This window comes from Rothia sp. HMSC065C03, from assembly GCF_001837295.1.
GTDB lineage: Bacteria > Actinomycetota > Actinomycetes > Actinomycetales > Micrococcaceae > Rothia.
In genome coordinates this window covers 61,506-78,475 of sequence record NZ_KV832006.1, presented here as the reverse complement: position 1 = coordinate 78,475, position 16,970 = coordinate 61,506, and the positions used below count along the sequence as shown (strand labels likewise).

The window sequence follows — 16,970 nt, the reverse complement described above, 5'->3', positions numbered from 1 at the left end:
AGCCTAAGCCTCCGACTTCTTCGACTCGCCACCGTGACGAACCTGCAGGGACTCCAGCAGACGAGCACCCAAAGCGGTCACGTCACCGGCGCCAACGGTCATCACAATATCGCCGCTCTGAGCGCACGCCACGATATCCTCAATAGCGCCCTCAGCGGTGGCGTAACGAACCTCAGAGAAACCAGCACCGGTAATCAGCTCACTGGTCACGCCCTCAATCGGCAGCTCACGAGCCGGGTAAATATCCAGCACATGAGCACGGTCAGCCATCGACAGGGCCTGCGCAAACTCCTTCGCGAACTCGCGAGTACGCGAGAACAGGTGCGGCTGGAAAATCACGTACAGGTTATGGCCATCAGCCACGGTACGACCAGTCTGCAAAGCACGGAACACCTCGGTCGGGTGGTGCGCGTAGTCGTCAAAGACCTTCACGCCGGCAACCTCACCGCGCAGGGTGAAGCGGCGGTCAGCACCCACGAAATCAGCCAGCGCGCGAGCAATATCAGCAGCCTCGTAACCAGAAATCAGAGCCGAAGCAAAAGCCGCAGAAGCATTCAGCTGGTTGTGGATACCGGGCACTTTCAGAGCAATATCCTGCTCACCCTCATAACGCACACCGCGGCACTCAAAAGACCACGACAGGTGCGACGACGAGGAAGAACCAGCGCTGGTAATCTCACTAATGCGCAGGTCAGCATCCGCCGACTCACCGTAAGTCACCACGGGCACACCCGCCGCACGAGAACGAGCCGCCAAATCAGCCGCGCCCGCATCATCAGCACAGGTCACCACAACACCGTTAGGCGCCAGCGAACCCACAAAACGGTTGAACGCCTCAAAGACACGCTCATCCGTCTCATAGAAATCCAGGTGGTCCGGCTCAACATTCGTCACCACAGCAATAGCCGGGCGGTAGCGCACAAACGAGCCGTCCGATTCATCAGCCTCAGCCACAAAAATCGACTCCGGACCCTGAGCACCCAGGTGAGCGTTCGTGCCGCGACCAGCAATCACAGTACCCACCGCAAACGACGGGTCAGCACCCAGCTGATCAAACATCACAGAAATCATGGAGCTGGTCGTGCTCTTACCGTGAGTACCGGCAACAGCAACCACCTGAGACTCACCCATCACAGCGGCAAGCGCCTCAGAACGATGCAGCACACGCAGACCCTGCGCACGAGCGGCAACAAGCTCCGGGTTATCCTCACGAATCGCAGTAGAAATTACCACGGTATCAACGTCCACAATGTTCTCAGCCTGCTGAGGAACACCCACACGAGCACCCGCAGCACGCAAAGACTCAACAGTAGCCGACTCCGCACGATCAGAACCGCTCACCGTCACACCAGCCTGCAGCATCAGAGCGGCAATAGCACTCATACCAGCGCCACCAATACCGATGAAGTGCACACGGCCCAACTCGCTCATCTTCGCACGCTCAGGAAACGGCGGGTTCAGCGGTGCCGGCAACACCATCTCAAGATTCATCAATTCAGTCATTACTTCTCAGCTGCTTTCAATACTGCTTCAGCCATAACGCGTGCCGCGTCACGGATACCAAGTTCATACGCCGCAGCGCCCATGCGCTCCAGCTCCTCCGGTTTCGCCATAAGAGCCGGAATCTCACGGGCGAACCACTCACCGGTGACCTCTGCATCCTTCACCAGCAGAGCCGCAGACGCCTCCACCAGAGAACGAGCATTCAGAGCCTGCTCACCATTACCAATAGGAAGCGGCACAAAAATAGCGGGAACACCCACCGCAGCAACCTCACTGACGGTCGCCGCACCCGAACGCACCAGCAGAAGATCAGCGGCAGCATACACATCCTGCATGCCGTTGCTGAACTCAATCTGACGGTAATTCGGGGCGCTCAACAACTCACCGTTCTCATCCAGAACAGCCTTACCCTTACCGGTAATATGCAGAATCTGGAAGTCCCACTCCGCAAAGTGGTCACGGCACGCCGCCACCGCATTATTCAGGCTCAACGCACCCAGCGAACCGCCCGTCACAATCACGGTCGGCTTCTGCGGGTCCAAGCCCAGGTTACGGCGAGCCTTCGAACGGTGCGCCTCACGGTTCAGGTAGGCAATCTCATCCTTCATCGGCATACCCACCAGGGTTGCACGCGGGAAAGGAGTATTAGGGAACGCCACACCGGTGAACTCCGCAAACGTACCACCCAGGCGGTTCGCCAAACCGGGCTTCGCATTCGCCTCATGAATCACCACGGGAATCTTAGCGCTCAACGCCGACAGGTACGCCGGCGGGCACACGTAGCCACCCACGCCAACAACCACGTCTGCATCTGCTTCTTTGAGGATGCGGCGGGTCTTCGACAGGCCACCAAAGAACTTAGCGGGGAAAGCCAAAGCGGCACGGTTAATGCTACGAGGGAACGCCGCACGAGGAATGAACTCAATATCGAAACCAGCTGCCGGAACCAGCTCGGCTTCCATCTTATCCGCAGTGCCCAGCATCAGAATCTTAGCGTTCGGTTCAAGATCACGAACCGCACGCGCAATCGCGAGCATCGGATTAATATGACCGGCGGTGCCACCACCGGCGAAGACTATAGAGGGCGCCTTCTTCGTCATAGGTCTTTCTCCCAACACATCGGTACAGCATCATTTTACGCTATCGCACCTGTTCAAAAGAGCGCCCCCGCCATTGAGCTACAACTCAACAGCGAGGGCTTTATCTTATATTCAGCACATATTCATCACGGGTAGAGGCACGAACCGCAGCTCACTCCCCCGAATGTCAGCCCCCGATATGCAGGCTTCACGGAGCGGGTTCCGCGGGGTTTAGCCCTGCTTGCGGGTACCGCGCTGAGCCGGACGCTGCGCCTGCTGAGCACCGTTCTTCGGAGCCCCCTTTGTCTGAGCACCCTGTCGCGGCACTGCCTGACGCTGTGCTCCCTGTCGAGGCGCTGCCTGTCGCTGGGCACGACGCTGACGGTCCTCAGGATGCAACGGCTGCAGACCCGCAGGCAACGAACCCGAGGGGCGGTGCTGTGCGCTACGGGGCTGAGTAGCACGAGGCTGCTGCACTCGCCTCTGAGCAGTAGGCTGCTGAGCGGTACGGGGCTGAGCAGTACGAGTCTGAGCAGGCTTACCCTGTGCCGCTCGAGTAGAGGCAGTACTCTTCTGAGGGACACGAGTCTGCTGGCCGGTACGCGGCTGAGCGGGAGCCTTCTGCGGAGCCGCCTTCTTCGGTGCAGGCTTCTGCGGGGCAGGCTTCTGCGGGGCAGGTTTCTGCGAGGCCTTCTGTTTCTGAGCTTCAGCCTTCTGCTCCGCCTTCACACGGGCAGCTTCCTCACGAGCCAGACGCGCCTCCTCACGAGCACGACGCGCCTCTTCTCGAGCCTGCGCCGCCTCCCGGCGAGCTTGCTCCCGCTCCTGACGCTCCTGCTCCCGCTGTTGGCGTTCCTGCTCCTTCTGCTGCTCATGAGCCACACGAGCCAGCTCACGCTGCTGATCCGGCGCAAAACCCAACCAACGGCGCAACGTGCTCTCCGGACCGAAAACAACCTTCAAAGGATTATGTTCCTTCAACAGGTGGCCACCAGCAGCCGCACGAGCCGCCTCCTCCTGATTCAGAACATCCTGCAACGGCGAACGACGCTGCCATTCAGCATTCTCACGACGAACCTCACGCACGCTCTGGGTCTCAATATTCGACGGTTTCGTCGCCCCACGCAACGGAGTCTGCCGCGCAAACGCCAACAACAAACCCGCCGCAAACAACGAGGACAACAGCGACGAACCACCATAGGAGACAAACGGCAAAGGCACACCAATCACCGGCAAAATACGGGACACCATGCCCATATTGATAATCGCCTGAGAGGTCAACCAAATCATGATGCCGCCCGTCGCCAGACGCACCAGCGGATCAGTAGTGCGCAGCATAATACGCACCGCGCAATACACCAGGCCCACATACAGCAGCAGAACCGCCAGCGTACCCAGCAGACCCAGCTCCTCACCAATAATGGCGAAAATATAGTCGTTATGCGCCTCAGCCAGGTAGTTGTACTTCTGACGCGACTGACCCAGGCCAACGCCCAAGAAACCACCGGTCGCCAACGCCACCTCACCAGAATTCGCCTGGTCACAGTTAGCGTTCGTACACGAACCCCAAATACCGAAAATACGAGCCACACGGTTCGCGCTACTGAGCACACCCACCAGCGCCAGCACCGCAAACGCGCCGCCAATCTTCAGCAACGAGCTACGAGAAGCACCCGCCAGCCACATCATGCCCACAAAAATGAAGCCATACACCATAGCGGTACCCATGTCACCACCGAGCATAATCAGCAGGACCAGGGCGCCCACACCATAAATCGAGGGGAACAGCGTACGCCAAATACTGCGAGAAATATCGCCGTGGCGGCTGTACACCCACGCCAGCCACATAATAATCGCCAGCTTCGAAAACTCCGACGGCTGAATCTGTCCGACTCCGGGGAGCTTCAACCAGTTACGGTTACCGTTCACCTCAACGCCAACAACCACCACAGCAAGCTGCATGACCAGCGCGACAATCAGCATCGCGTACACCACAAACTTCTTGTGGTAAACCCCAACAGGGATACGCGTAATACCCGCCATCGCGAGAACGCCCACGACCAAGAACATGATCTGAGACGAAACCTGCGAGAACGGCGACTGACCCTGCGAAATCATCGTGACGCTCGAAGCCGACAGCACCATAATGCAGCCAAAAATAGCCAGACCCAGGGTGGTGACCAGCAGCATCACCGGCACATCCCACAGGTCAGCCTTCAAACCACGACGGTACAGCCTACCGGCACGAGCACGGAACGGCGCAGAGAAATCCTCCAAACCGGCTCGCAAAGACGCCCAACGACCACTCGCGGTCGAACGCGCCGAAGAAGCCGAACGCTCCGAAGATGCGCTGGTACTCACATGCCCTCCTATAGGCCTCAACTGCCACGGATCCGTCGTGGCGAATACACGAAAAAGGTTCAGGGGTGGGACACCGTTACCATCCCACCCCCGAGAAGAACCCGCAGAAAGCACCCCGGTTACCCGAGACGCCCCTGCAGGTAACGTCCTAAGAGTCAGCCAGCTGGGCGGCAACAGCGTTCGCAAACGCATCACCGCGCACCGCATAATTCTTGAACTGGTCCATCGACGCAGACGCGGGAGCCATCAGCACGGTATCCCCCGGATGCGCCAGCTCAGCAGCCTTCGCAACGGCCGCGTTCATCACGGCAACGCCGTCCGAAGAATCAGCCACAGCGGCGGTCATATTGTAGGTCGGAACCTGCGGAGCGTGGTTAGCCAATGCCGACTTCAACGCCGCAGTATCGGTACCGATAATCAGCACAGCCTTCAGACGCTGCGCGTGGGCAGCAATCAGCTCATCGTACTCAACGCCCTTCGACAGGCCGCCAGCAATCCACACCAGCGAGGGGTAACCGCTCATCGACGCGTTCGCGGCGTGAGGATTCGTAGCCTTCGAATCGTTCACCCACATGATGTCGTTTGCGTAACCCACCAGCTGGTTACGGTGCGCACCGGTCTTGAAGGAACGCAGGCCAGCGCCCACAGCCTTCGGGTCAATATCAGCCGCACGGCACAGAGCCGCAGCCGCCAAAGCGTTCTCCACGGTGTGCTTCGCAGGCATCTTACCGGGAGCCGGAGCCAAATCCTCCAGAACCGCCAGCTCATACGCCTCGTTGTAACGGTTCTTCAAGAAGGCGCGGTCCACCATGATGTCCTCAGCCAGGCCGAGCATCGACACGGCGGGCATCTCAGTGGAGCTGAAGCCAATCGCGCGAGCGCCCTCAATAACGTCCGCGTTCTCAACCATGCGCAGGGTGTCCACATGGTCGGTGTTGAAGATGCAGGCAACCTGAGTGTGCTCGTACACGCGAGCCTTATCAGCCTTGTAACGCTCGAACGAACCGTGCCAGTCCACGTGGTCCTCAGCAATGTTCAGAACCACCGAAGCGTACGGGGACATCGAATGGGTCCAGTGCAGCTGGAAGCTGGACAGCTCCACCGCGAAGAACTCATAGGGCTCATCATCGGCAATGGCGTACACAATCGGCATGCCCACGTTGCCTACCTGAATAGCCTTCTTGCCGGCAGCCTTCAGGATGGAATCAACCATACCCACGGTAGTGGTCTTACCATTCGTACCGGTCAGGCACAGCCACTTGGGGGTCGGCAGGCCACTACGCTCGTTTAAACGCCATGCCAGCTCAACATCGCCCCAAATCTGGATACGGCGCTCATAAGCGTCCAGCATCACCGGGTGGTCGGGACGCACACCCGGAGAGGTCACCACAAGCTCGGGTTCCTGACCGTCTACCAGGGGCAGGGCACGCATGTGCTCGGGACCGAACAGGCCCTCAACCGGGCCGTACGCGTTCTTGTAAATCTCGATGCGCTCACTCTTCTCCGGAGTATCCGCGCCGTCGATGACAACGATCTTCGCGCCCAGCTGGGCAAGCACGTCGGTCACAGCGTCGCCGCTGGTGCCCATACCCACCACGACCACGCGCAGGTTAGCCCAGGGCGCACCCCAGTGAGTCAGCTCCGCGAGGCGCTCGTTCTCGTACACCGGGTTCACCGCAATAGCGGCGGCGTTCGCTTCAATGCGAGCTGTATCCGGCTGTTCAATAGTTGACATTAGTGAATCACTCCAGAAGTCTGCGAGAACCAGTCACCGAAGAACAGCGCCAGGGCGACGAGCACGCAGAGGGCATTAACAACCCAGAGGCGGAACACGGAGTTCACTTCGCCGCTGCTGACGGTACCGGGGGCAAGGCCCTTCTTATCAATTGAGTATTTGCCGTTGACGCCGACCTTCTCCATGTGGTGGTGGAAGGGGGTCATACGGAAGTAACGGTGCGCATGCAGGGGCTTCTCCCCCGCTGCGACCGAACGCTTACGGCTGGTCTTGAACACGAACTTCTGCACGATCACAGAGAATACTTCCAGCACGGGGATCAGAGCGATGACCAGCAGAAGCAGCTCGGTGCGGGTGAACAGCGCGAAAGCAACCATTGCGCCACCGAGCGCCAGGGAACCGGAGTCGCCCATGAAGATCTGTGCCTTCGACACGTTCCACCAGAGGAAGCCAGCCAGCGAACCCACCAGGGATGCGGCAATCAGCGCCAGCGAACCGGGGTCGCGCACATCGTAGCAGGCGGTGCCAGCACCGGCGGAGCAGGCGTGCACGTACTGCCAGATGCTGATGGTCAGGTAGCCGGAGAAGATGGTCATCATGATGCCGCCAGCCAGGCCGTCCAGACCATCGGTGAAGTTCACCGCGTTCGTACCGGACAGGGAGATGAGGGTAATCCAACCAACCAGCAGGATGGAGCCGAAGACCGCGCCCGCCGCGAACAGGTCAATGGGCAGGTCACGTACGAAAGAGATAGCGGTCGACGCCGGACGAGCACCCGACTCATTCGGGAATTGGAACGCCAGGTACGCAAAGGGCAGGGTCACGCCCAGAAGACCAATGGTCTTCTGCTTCTCGGTCAGGCCTTCGTTGCCCTTATTGCGGAACTTCATGATGTCGTCCGCCGCGCCTACACCGAGCATGCCCAGGGTGAAGGCGATGGTCAGCCACGCGGTAGCGGTCGGTACCGGCGCGGTACCGAAGAACAGGGCGCTCACCGCCAGGGTCAAGAAGTAGGCGAGAATCGCCGCGGGGATGAAAATCAGACCCGCCATGGTGGGGGTGCCCGCCTTGTGCTGGTGGGCCGCCGGGCCTTCCTCACGAATGAGCTGACCAAGCTTGAGGGCCGACATCTTCTTGATGTACACCGGCAGCGCGGTGAGGGAGATGAGGAATCCGAGGATTCCAGCAATCAGCACGGTAATCATAAAGCGCTACCCTTCGTTCGTGGTCTGTTCGGTCGAAGTACGGTCGCCGTTAGCGGCGCCGTCCAGGTGAGCGGCAAGGTGGTCGCTCAAATCGGTGGTTTCAACAAAGTCACCGGCAGAAAGCCAGGTCGGTGCCTGCTCTTCCTTAGCGCCGAAGGTGTACTCGGCGAAAGCAACCTGGTCACCCAGAATGCCCAGCTTCGCGCCGTTCGAGGACTTGAAAAGCACAATGTCACCGGGGCGAACCTCGGCGCGCAGAATCTGCTCTGCCTCTTCCGGGGTCTTCACCCAGGTCGCCTCATTACCCCAGGAGCCTTCCAGGTGAGCCGCATTGTAGGTGGGCTTCGTCTCGTCGCCCACAGCAATCAGCTTGGAAATGTTCATGCGCACCACGAGGCGGCCGATGCGGTCGTGCTCCTCCAGGGAGGCGTCACCGAGCTCCAGCATGGCGCCCAGAACAGCCCAGGTGCGGTGCGGCTGACCGGTCGCTGGGTCAACGGTGCGGCCCAGCTGCGCCAGGGTGCGCAGTGCCGCCGCCATCGACTCAGGGTTCGCGTTGTACGCGTCGTTAATGACGGTCACGCCGTCGGCACGGTCGGTGCGAGCCATACGCCACTTCGAAGCCGCCGCTGCCTTGTTGAGCGCGCGTGCAATCTTCTCACCCGAAATACCGCTGTTGTAGGCAATCGTTGCAGCAGCCAGCAGGTTGTGCACGTGGTGCTCACCGATTAGCAGCGAGGAAATCTCGTACTCGCTACCGTCGGGCAGGCGCAGAGTGAACTCGGGGCAACCAGCGTCGGTGGTGCGCAGGTTCAGCGCCGCAACGTAGCGTTCGTAGGGCTGGCCGTTCACGTCGGTCTTCTCGCCCACGCCAAAGTACGTAATGGGTGCAACCGAACGCGACGCCATGCGCAGTACGCGCTCATCGTCAGCGTTCAGCGCCAGGGAACCGGTCGGCTGAACACCCTCAGCCAGCTCGCCCTTGGTGCGCTCAATATTGTCCACGCCGCCGAACTCGCCAGCGTGCGCGGTACCAACCTTCAGGATTGCACCATGATCGGGGTGCGCAATATTCGCCAGGTACTCGATGTTGCCCACACGGTCCGCACCCATCTCAATGACCAGGTAGCGGGTGGATTCATCCGCACGGAAAACGGTCAGGGGCACACCCACCTCACTGTTGTAGGAGCCGACCGGTGCAACGGTCGGGCCCTCCGGGGTGAAAATGGCGGCAAGAAGGTCCTTGGTGGTGGTCTTACCGGCAGAACCGGTAATGCCGATAACGGTCAGCTCACCCTGAGCGCGCATCTGCTCAATGGAGTAGCGCGCCAAATCGCCCATCGCCAGCACCACATCGGGCACCTGAATGCTCGGGTAGGGCACGCCCTGCTCGTCGAGTACTTCACGCTCGACCAGCGCCAGGGTCGCGCCCCGCTCAAACGCCATGGGGATGAACCTGTGACCGTCAGTGACCGCACCGGGCTTCGCCACGAACAGGGTACCGGTCTGCACCTCGCGGGAGTCGGTGGTGGCGAAGTCTGCGTACACCTGCTCCTCACGGCCCTCCAGGCCGATAGCGGTGCCGCCGGTTGCCTCAATAATCTGGGCGGCGCTGAGCTTAATCATTCTTCACCATACCTTCAGCGGTCTTAGAGTCACTTTCATCGAGCATGCGCTGGTAGTCAGGCAGGATCTCGAAACCGTGCGCACGCAGGGCACGGGCGGTTTCAACGCGGTCGTCCAGGGCGATATCCACGCCGTCAACATCCTGTTCGGTTTCGTGGCCGCGGCCAGCAATCAGGATGGCGTCATGCTCGCCCGCCAGGGCAATTGCCGCATCAATAGCGGCGGCACGCGGAGAAATATTCAGGATCTGGGTGGCTCGGCGGTTCTCAGCCTTCTGCGCGCCCTCCTCAACGGCGGCACGAATCGGCTCGGGCGCCTCACCGTGCGGATCGTCATCAGTCACAACCACAATATCTGCGTACTGTGCCGCAATCGCACCCATAATCGGGCGCTTGAGCTGGTCACGCTCACCGGTCGCACCGAAAACAATCATGACCTTGCCGTCGCCGGGGCGATCCATCGCCTCCAGGGCACGGGTCAGACCGTCCGGGTTGTGTGCAAAGTCCACAATCGCGTGCGGAGCCAAGGAAATCAGCTGCATACGGCCCGGAACCACCGGAGTCAGAGCCGAACCGGACGCCAGCTCGGGCAGCAGGCGCTCACGCTCAGCGGAGTCAGTGTCCAGGTACGCCATGAGCGCCGCCAGCGCGGCATTCGAAACGTTAAAGTCAGCGGGTAGACCGGTGTAGCATTCAACGCTCTCACCGGCACCATTAGCCACGTGGAAGCGGTGGCCCAGGCCCTCACGCTGAACCTTCACCACAGCCCAGTCGCGGGCACCAAACTCTGCGGGCACCTCAGCCAGACCGGCACCGCGAGCAGTCACCAGACGGTGAACCTGCTGCGCACCCATCTGCTCGCAAGCAGCGGAGAACATCTTCTCGCCCCACTCGTCATCAGCAGTAATCACCGCAAGCTCAGCACGCTCAGGAGTGAACAGCTGCGCCTTCGACTCAAAGTAATGCTCCATGGTGCCGTGCAGATCCAGGTGGTCCTGGGTCAGGTTCGTGAAGCCAGCAACCGCGTACTTCACGCCGTCCACACGGTGGTAATCAATCGCGTGCGAAGACACCTCCATTGCGGCGCAACGCACCTGATGCTGACCCATAATCGTCAGCAGAGAATGCACGTGAGGAGACTCCGGGGTGGTCATCTTCGAAGGAACCGACACACCATCAATCAGAATCTGAATAGTGCCAATCAGACCCGTCTTCACACCCAGGCCGGTGCGGAACACCGACTCCAACATGTAGGTGGAGGTGGTCTTACCGTTCGTACCGGTCACCGCGTAACGGTGGGTGGCGGGGAACGAAGCCGAACCATAAATCAGCGCAGCCAACGGACCGACATACTCGCGCAGGTTCTCAGTCACCAGGAGCGGCACCGGCGCCTCACCCAGCAGCTGCGCACCGGCAGCATCCGTCAAAATAGCGGAAGCACCCAGCTTCAACGCAGCCTCAGCAAACTGCGCACCGTGCACCTTCGCACCGGGCAGAGCCACGTACAGGTCCTGCGGGCGAACACCTCGGGAGTCCATGCTAATACCGGTGACCTCAACAGAATCACCGGATTCAGAACCCTGAACGCCACTAGCCGGCTGGGCACTCACCTGAGCACCCAATCCCTGCAGATGTTCGCGAAGGTGCGCCAAACTCACCGGGCGCACAGAATTCGGGCGCAGAGTCTGAGCGTCGCCGCCCAGCAGGTTCTGGCCGGGTGCGTGAGATGCGGTATCCATCGTCCTTCTTTCCTCTCCGCTGTCCGAAGCGGTGAGCTCTGTATGGTCAATGCGCTCAAGGCACACAGGGTCATTCAATATTCTACGGTCTTTAGGCTTCGACAGGTGTTCAGTACCGGAGCTTCTTCATCACGAATCAGCTACCGGGCGCCTCTCCCCCGTCTGCCCTTAGCCCGTCTTATTGGGGCTGTCCTCAGCAAAAATCGGAATCAGATTCGGCTCACCGGTAGAACGCGGCACGTTATAGGTGTGCAGGGTCTTCTCCATAATCTTGGAGAACTCCGCCGTCGTACCGTTCGTACCCACGCTACCCTCGGGACGCTGCATGGTCACCGCAACCAAGAACTGCGGGTTCTCAATCGGCGCCACACCAATAAAGGAGGTCGTGTTGCCGTCGTAGCCGCCCTTCTCACTCGGAGCTTCCGCAGTACCGGTCTTACCGCCCACGCGGTAGCCGGTGACCTTCGCGGTGCGGGCGTGGCCCTGATCCACCACGTTCTCCATGAGAGTCAGGCAGGAGGCGGCAGTTTGCTCACTCACCATGCGTTCACCAGGCTCCACGGCACGCTTATGTTCGGTACCGTCCGCGTCAATGATCGCGTCCACAATGCGCGGCTTCAGACGAACACCCTTATTGCCCAGCGCCTGGAAAATCAGCGCGGTCTGCAAAGGAGTCTGCGCAACACCCTGACCGAACAACACCGTGTACTGCTGACGGCCGTCCCAATCCCGCCAATCAGCAAACAGGCCCTGCTGCTCGCCGGTCAACTCAATGCCGGTGAACTCACCAACACCATACTTCTTTAACCAGTTGTAGCGCTCTTCCTTGCTGAGCTTCTGACCGACCAGCACCGTACCGGTGTTCATCGAGTCCGTAATAATGCCCGAGAAAGTACGCCGCTGCGCCCCGTGATCAAACGCGTCCTTGAAGGTCTGGCCGTCAATCGTGAGGGTCGCGGGCACATCATACACGCTAGTCGGAGTCGTCAGGCCCTGCTCAATCAGCGCCGAAGAAGTCAGCATCTTCTCGGTCGAACCGGGCTCCACACTCTGCGAAATAGCGCGCGGAGTCATGTCCGCCGCATCCTCAATGGTTGCCGCGCCCGGGTCCATCGTAGAGGAATCAGCGAGAGCCAAAATGGAGCCGTCACGCACATCCATAACAATGGCGGTGCACCATTCAGCCTTCAGCTCCTCAGCGCGGGCACGAACCACCTGCTGCGCAAAATACTGCACATCACGGTTAATGGTCAGGCGAATATTTTTACCGTCCACCGCCAGGCGTTGCTCTTCCTTCGCCACGGGGATACGCACACCATCAGCACTAATCTCGTAGGTACGTTCACCGGGGGTGCCGGCAAGTTCCTTCTCGAAGACACGCTCAATGCCCACCGAGAAGTTACGGGAAACCGTACCGCCCTTACCGTTGCCGTCAGCCTCTTCAACAATGTTGTATTTGCCGACCACGGAGCCACCCACACTACCGTTGGGGTACAGGCGCTGGGAGAACGCCTCACCGTAGATGAAGGGCGCACCCAGAGCATCAATCTTATTGAAAATTTCCGGGGTGATATTTGCCTTAATCACCGAGTACTTGGAGGTGCCATCCAGCTTGGACTTGATGAACTCATCGGTAATGCCCGGGTCAACGGTCTTGAGAATATCAACCATCTCGTACACCAGCTGGTTGGGGGTGACCTCAATCTTCTGGGTGCGATCCTCGTTGTAACGCTTGAAGGTCGCCACAGCGCTCTGATCTGCGGTCAGGTTATAACGCTGCACGGTACGCGCCATAACGTTACCGTTGATATCGAGAATCTGGCCACGCACAGCAGGCAGCACCTGCGAGCGCAGACGCTTCTGACGGGACGCATTCGCCACCGCACCGGGGTCAAAGCCCTGGCGGATAAACAGGTTCGCACCGATAACGCCCAGAGCGCAGGTGGCTGCGGCGCCTGCGACGAAGCCACGGCGGGTCAGATCCGGCTGACCGGATGCCGATTCGTTCGCGTTCTTACGCGCGTCGGAGCTCATGCGGTGGTCCTTTCGCTGGTCTAGTCTATCGGTGATGCTACGCATCCTGTGGTCAATATGGTTTATCGTGCAGCCTGGCTTGCTGCGGGGCTAGCGGCAGGGTTCGCCGCGGGTTGCTGAGCGGCGCTCGGGGCGGCGGATGCAGCCGGGCTGGCGGGTGCGCTATTCGCCGGTGCGGGGTTGGCCTGCTGGGCGGGGCTCGCCGAGGCGCTTGCAGATGCCTTCGCCGCAGCGCTCGCCTGGCCGTGGCGCTGCTGAACGGACTTGTCCGCATCCACAATGCCCTTGGCGTAGCTTTCGTTCGAGCCAGCCACCGGCGGGGCGATCAGGTTCTCCTGCTTGCTTCCCTCGATGCCGGTCGGGCTTGCCACCGGGGCGGGGGTGCCCTCAATCGTGGAGGACTGCAGGTTCAGGGTCGCCTGCGAAGAGCTTACAAACATGCCCAGGGTACTTGCACGAACCGCCAAATCCTGCGGAGCTTCTTTGAAGCCAATCTCCTGCTGAAGCGCCTGATTTTCTTGCACCAGCTGTTGCTCCTGCGCGCGCAAATCCACCATGTCGTACTGGCGGGTCACAATCAGCACGTTCAGCAGCAGAATAAAGACCAGGGTCAGCGGGATCGCCGCGAAGACAGCGAGCATGGTCGGCGGGCTGAGCTTACGAGCTCGACGGCGAACCGTCGAGAGCGGGTGACGCGACTTCGGCTTCTCCTCGCGGGTCTCCTCAGTGCGAGCAGCCGCACGAACGCTCGAGGGCACGCGGCTCGCGTTCGTCGAGGTGCGCTTACCGCCGTGCGAAGCAGCAGTACTGGCGGGGCGAACTACCGGCTGGGCTGCAGTGACCGGCTCCAGACGCGCGGTGCGGGTACGACCGGAGTGTGCGCGAGTGGAGGCGCGGCTCGCCCCGGTCGATGCGCCAGTAGAGGATGCGCGGGTAGAGCCAACGGCGCTGGGGGTACCGGCGGCAGGGCGCGAGGAACCGGCGCGTCGACTCCGCGGTGCGCCCTGGGTGCGGGTGGGGCGCTGGGATGCGTGCTGGGTGCTCACTCTTCTTCGCTTTCTGTCTTCTACTTGGCGGGGATGCGGATCTTCTCGGCTGCGCGCAGCTTGGCGCTGGCGGCGCGGGAGTTCTGTTCGATTTCCTCGTCGGTAGGCGGTTCGGCGCCACGGGTAATGATTTGGACGGTGGGCTTGTGTTCTTCAAGCTCCACGGGGAATCCCTTGGGCGCCTTGGAGGTTGCCTCTGCGGTCAGTGCCCTCTTGACGATTTTGTCTTCGAGGCTGTGGTAGCTCATGGCGACGAATCGGCCGCCGAGGTTGAGCGCCTCCAGGGCTGCCGGTACGGCGCGTTCGAGGGCTTCCAGCTCGTGGTTCACTTCGATGCGCAACGCCTGGAAGGTGCGCTTGGCGGGGTGGCCGCCGGTGCGCTGTGCGGCGACGGGCACTGCCTTCTGGATAATGCGCACGAGCTCGCCGGTGGTTTCCAGGGGCGCGTTGGCGCGGGCAGTGCAGATGGCACGGGCAATACGCGAGGCGAACTTCTCTTCGCCCCAGTTGCGGATAATGCGGCGCAGCTGGTCTTCGCTGTATTCGTTGACGACGATGCGGGCGGTGAGCTCATCTTCCGAGTTCATGCGCATGTCCAGGGGTGCGTCGTAGGAGTATGCGAAGCCGCGGGTGCGTTCGTCCAGCTGCATGGAGGAAACGCCCAGGTCCATCAGGATGCCGTCGATGCCCTGCACGCCGGCGGTTTCCATGGCGCGGTCAATTTCGTCGTAGACGGCGTGAACGGGAACAAAACGGTCACCGAAACGTGCCAGACGCTCACCGGCGATGGCGTGCGCCTGCAGGTCACGGTCAATACCAATCAGCACAAGGTTTTCGAAGCGCTCAAGCAGCGCCTCAGAGTGGCCACCCATGCCGAGAGTACCGTCAATCACGTAGGCGGTACCGCGCTCCTCAACGGCGCGCTCAATGCCGGGTGCCAGCAGGTTAATGCAGCGGTCCAGCATGACGGGCACGTGGCGTTCGCTGGCTTCACGCTGGGAGAGGTTCTCAATGGATGCGCCGGTCACCTTAGCGGCAGTACCGGATGCGGTCGTACCGGTTTCGGGGGCGTGGTCTACGCTCATGGGTGCTCCTGTGAGAGTTTGTCCTGCGGGGTGGCTTACGGAAGAGTGGTGCGGTGGTGATAGAGAGATGCCGGGCGGTAGCCGTCGCGCCGGCGAGGTGCCGACTAGAGCAGCGGGCTGAACGGGTCCTCGTCGAGGGAAGCGAATTCAGCTTCGGTGCGGGCGAGGTATTCCTCCCAGGCGGCTGCATCCCAGATTTCTGCGCGGGTTCCGGATCCGATGACGACAAGGTTGTCGCTCAGCCCTGCGTATTGGCGCAGTATCGGCGGGATGGTGATGCGTCCCTGCTTGTCAGGCAGTTCGTCTGAGGCTCCTGAGAGGAAGACTCGCAGGAAGTCTCGGGCGGCTCGTCCGGGCAGGGGCGCGGTGCGCATCCGCTCGTGGATGCGTTCAAATTCTGCGGCGGGGAAAACGTACAGGCATCGTTCTTGACCGCGGGTCAGAACGAGGCCTGCAGAGAGTTCCTCACGGAATTTGGCGGGAAGGATGATGCGTCCTTTGGCGTCCATTCGTGGTGAGTAGGTACCTAAGAACATTCACTTCACCTCCCCGATGTGTGCCGTTGTACTAAAGTCTGCGGGAGCGTGATTGCTCCATATTCCTGTAGGTGCCGACGGCGGGGCATGCCGGGCGGTCACCTCCGCCGTTTGCTTGAGGGCACGGCGATAGGACTGACTTTCAGCTTTCCCCTCCACTTTACCCCACTTTCCACCACCTACCCCACCCTACAGAGTATCTTTTAGTGTTTTTATGCTCTCTTCTGCATTTTTAACGCTGGCACACAGCTTCTACACAGCTTCGGGTCACACTCGCTCAACACCTCGCCCTCATCATGCTTGCCACACACTGACTCAACTACAGACTCAATGGCTACAGACCCAATGGCGGGGTCGATTGCGGCAATCAGCATGCTCAGCCCACCAGCCTCTAAAGCACCCGTCTATCACTAGTTCGGGCATAGAAAAAGCGGAAGGCAAGAGAATTCTTACCTTCCGCTTGTGAAGTTTAGATGGCTCAGAGAGCACAGACACTCAGCCTCGAGACAACGCTACGCAGTATTGGCTACACGCATCAGATACGCAGTATTAGAACTGACCGTTATTGCGTTCGTCCCAGCGGTCCTCCAGACGGTTCATGAAGGAGGAACGCTCCTTCTGCTCACGCTGACGCACACGCGCTGCACCCTCTGCCTTACCGCCCAGGAAGGAATCCACGGGGGTCTTCTTGCTGGTGGTTGCGAAGTACACGCCACCTGCCGCGAAGAGGAAGCCGAATACACCCAGCCAAATCATATTGGACGCGACCGCACCAATAATGATACCCAGGCCAATGAGGACGAAGAGAATACCGAGAGCCAGGTGGCGAGCGCTAAAGACCGGCGCGGTGTTGCCGGTCGAAGACATGGAGGAGGCAAAGTGCGGGTCCTCATTGCTCATGAGTTCTTCGAGCTGGTCCAGAACCTTCTGTTCACGCTCGGACAGTGCCATCGTTTTCTCCTTTGAGGTGTCGCTACTCAAGATGACGTCGGTATCAGCCGGGTTAGCTAGTGCATCAGCTG

At 60.4% G+C, this 16,970-nt stretch carries 12 protein-coding genes; all 12 read right to left on the bottom strand.

Features of this window, described 5'->3' with window-relative positions; genetic code table 11:
* Nucleotides 1–3: 3 nt before the first annotated feature.
* The gene (gene murC / locus HMPREF2605_RS06090; RefSeq protein WP_070847392.1) at nt 4–1,503 is read right to left on the bottom strand and encodes a UDP-N-acetylmuramate--L-alanine ligase; all 1,500 of its coding nucleotides are present in this window, start codon (nt 1,501–1,503) and stop codon (nt 4–6) included.
* Entirely contained in the window at nt 1,503–2,603 is a 1,101-nt protein-coding gene (gene murG, locus HMPREF2605_RS06085) for an undecaprenyldiphospho-muramoylpentapeptide beta-N-acetylglucosaminyltransferase (RefSeq protein ID WP_070847390.1), read from the bottom strand. Before murG ends, murC begins: the two co-directional genes overlap by 1 nt.
* A 210-nt stretch (nt 2,604–2,813) precedes the next feature.
* A complete protein-coding gene (locus tag HMPREF2605_RS06080; protein ID WP_070847388.1) occupies nt 2,814–4,943 on the bottom strand; it encodes an FtsW/RodA/SpoVE family cell cycle protein in 2,130 nt (709 codons plus the stop codon).
* A 148-nt stretch (nt 4,944–5,091) separates the two neighbouring features.
* Nucleotides 5,092–6,678: a UDP-N-acetylmuramoyl-L-alanine--D-glutamate ligase gene (murD, locus tag HMPREF2605_RS06075; protein WP_070847387.1), complete on the bottom strand. Its 1,587-nt coding sequence runs from the start codon at nt 6,676–6,678 to the stop codon at nt 5,092–5,094.
* Nucleotides 6,678–7,883, bottom strand: coding sequence for a phospho-N-acetylmuramoyl-pentapeptide-transferase (gene mraY, locus HMPREF2605_RS06070; RefSeq protein ID WP_070847385.1), 1,206 nt, complete (start codon nt 7,881–7,883; stop codon nt 6,678–6,680). The genes murD and mraY overlap by 1 nt, the downstream gene beginning before the upstream one ends.
* A 6-nt stretch (nt 7,884–7,889) precedes the next feature.
* Nucleotides 7,890–9,509 carry a UDP-N-acetylmuramoyl-tripeptide--D-alanyl-D-alanine ligase gene (gene murF, locus HMPREF2605_RS06065; protein ID WP_070847384.1) on the bottom strand — a complete coding sequence of 540 codons (1,620 nt, stop codon included), beginning with the start codon at nt 9,507–9,509 and terminating at the stop codon, nt 7,890–7,892.
* Nucleotides 9,502–11,247, bottom strand: coding sequence for a Mur ligase family protein (locus tag HMPREF2605_RS06060; protein WP_070847382.1), 1,746 nt, complete (start codon nt 11,245–11,247; stop codon nt 9,502–9,504). Before HMPREF2605_RS06060 ends, murF begins: the two co-directional genes overlap by 8 nt.
* A gap of 168 nt (nt 11,248–11,415) precedes the next feature.
* Complete coding sequence (locus HMPREF2605_RS06055; RefSeq protein ID WP_070847380.1) at nt 11,416–13,281, bottom strand: peptidoglycan D,D-transpeptidase FtsI family protein; 1,866 nt, start codon at nt 13,279–13,281, stop codon at nt 11,416–11,418.
* A 62-nt stretch (nt 13,282–13,343) separates the two neighbouring features.
* On the bottom strand, nt 13,344–14,327 hold the full coding sequence (locus HMPREF2605_RS06050; protein WP_070847377.1) for a cell division protein FtsL: 984 nt from the start codon (nt 14,325–14,327) through the stop codon (nt 13,344–13,346).
* Nucleotides 14,328–14,347: 20 nt separating this feature from the next.
* Nucleotides 14,348–15,412: a 16S rRNA (cytosine(1402)-N(4))-methyltransferase RsmH gene (rsmH, locus tag HMPREF2605_RS06045; RefSeq protein WP_070688006.1), complete on the bottom strand. Its 1,065-nt coding sequence runs from the start codon at nt 15,410–15,412 to the stop codon at nt 14,348–14,350.
* Between the two features lie 104 nt (nt 15,413–15,516).
* A complete protein-coding gene (mraZ, locus tag HMPREF2605_RS06040; protein WP_070688007.1) occupies nt 15,517–15,948 on the bottom strand; it encodes a division/cell wall cluster transcriptional repressor MraZ in 432 nt (143 codons plus the stop codon).
* Between the two features lie 549 nt (nt 15,949–16,497).
* The gene (locus tag HMPREF2605_RS06035) at nt 16,498–16,899 is read right to left on the bottom strand and encodes a DUF3040 domain-containing protein (protein WP_005506566.1); all 402 of its coding nucleotides are present in this window, start codon (nt 16,897–16,899) and stop codon (nt 16,498–16,500) included.
* Nucleotides 16,900–16,970 lie beyond the last annotated feature (71 nt).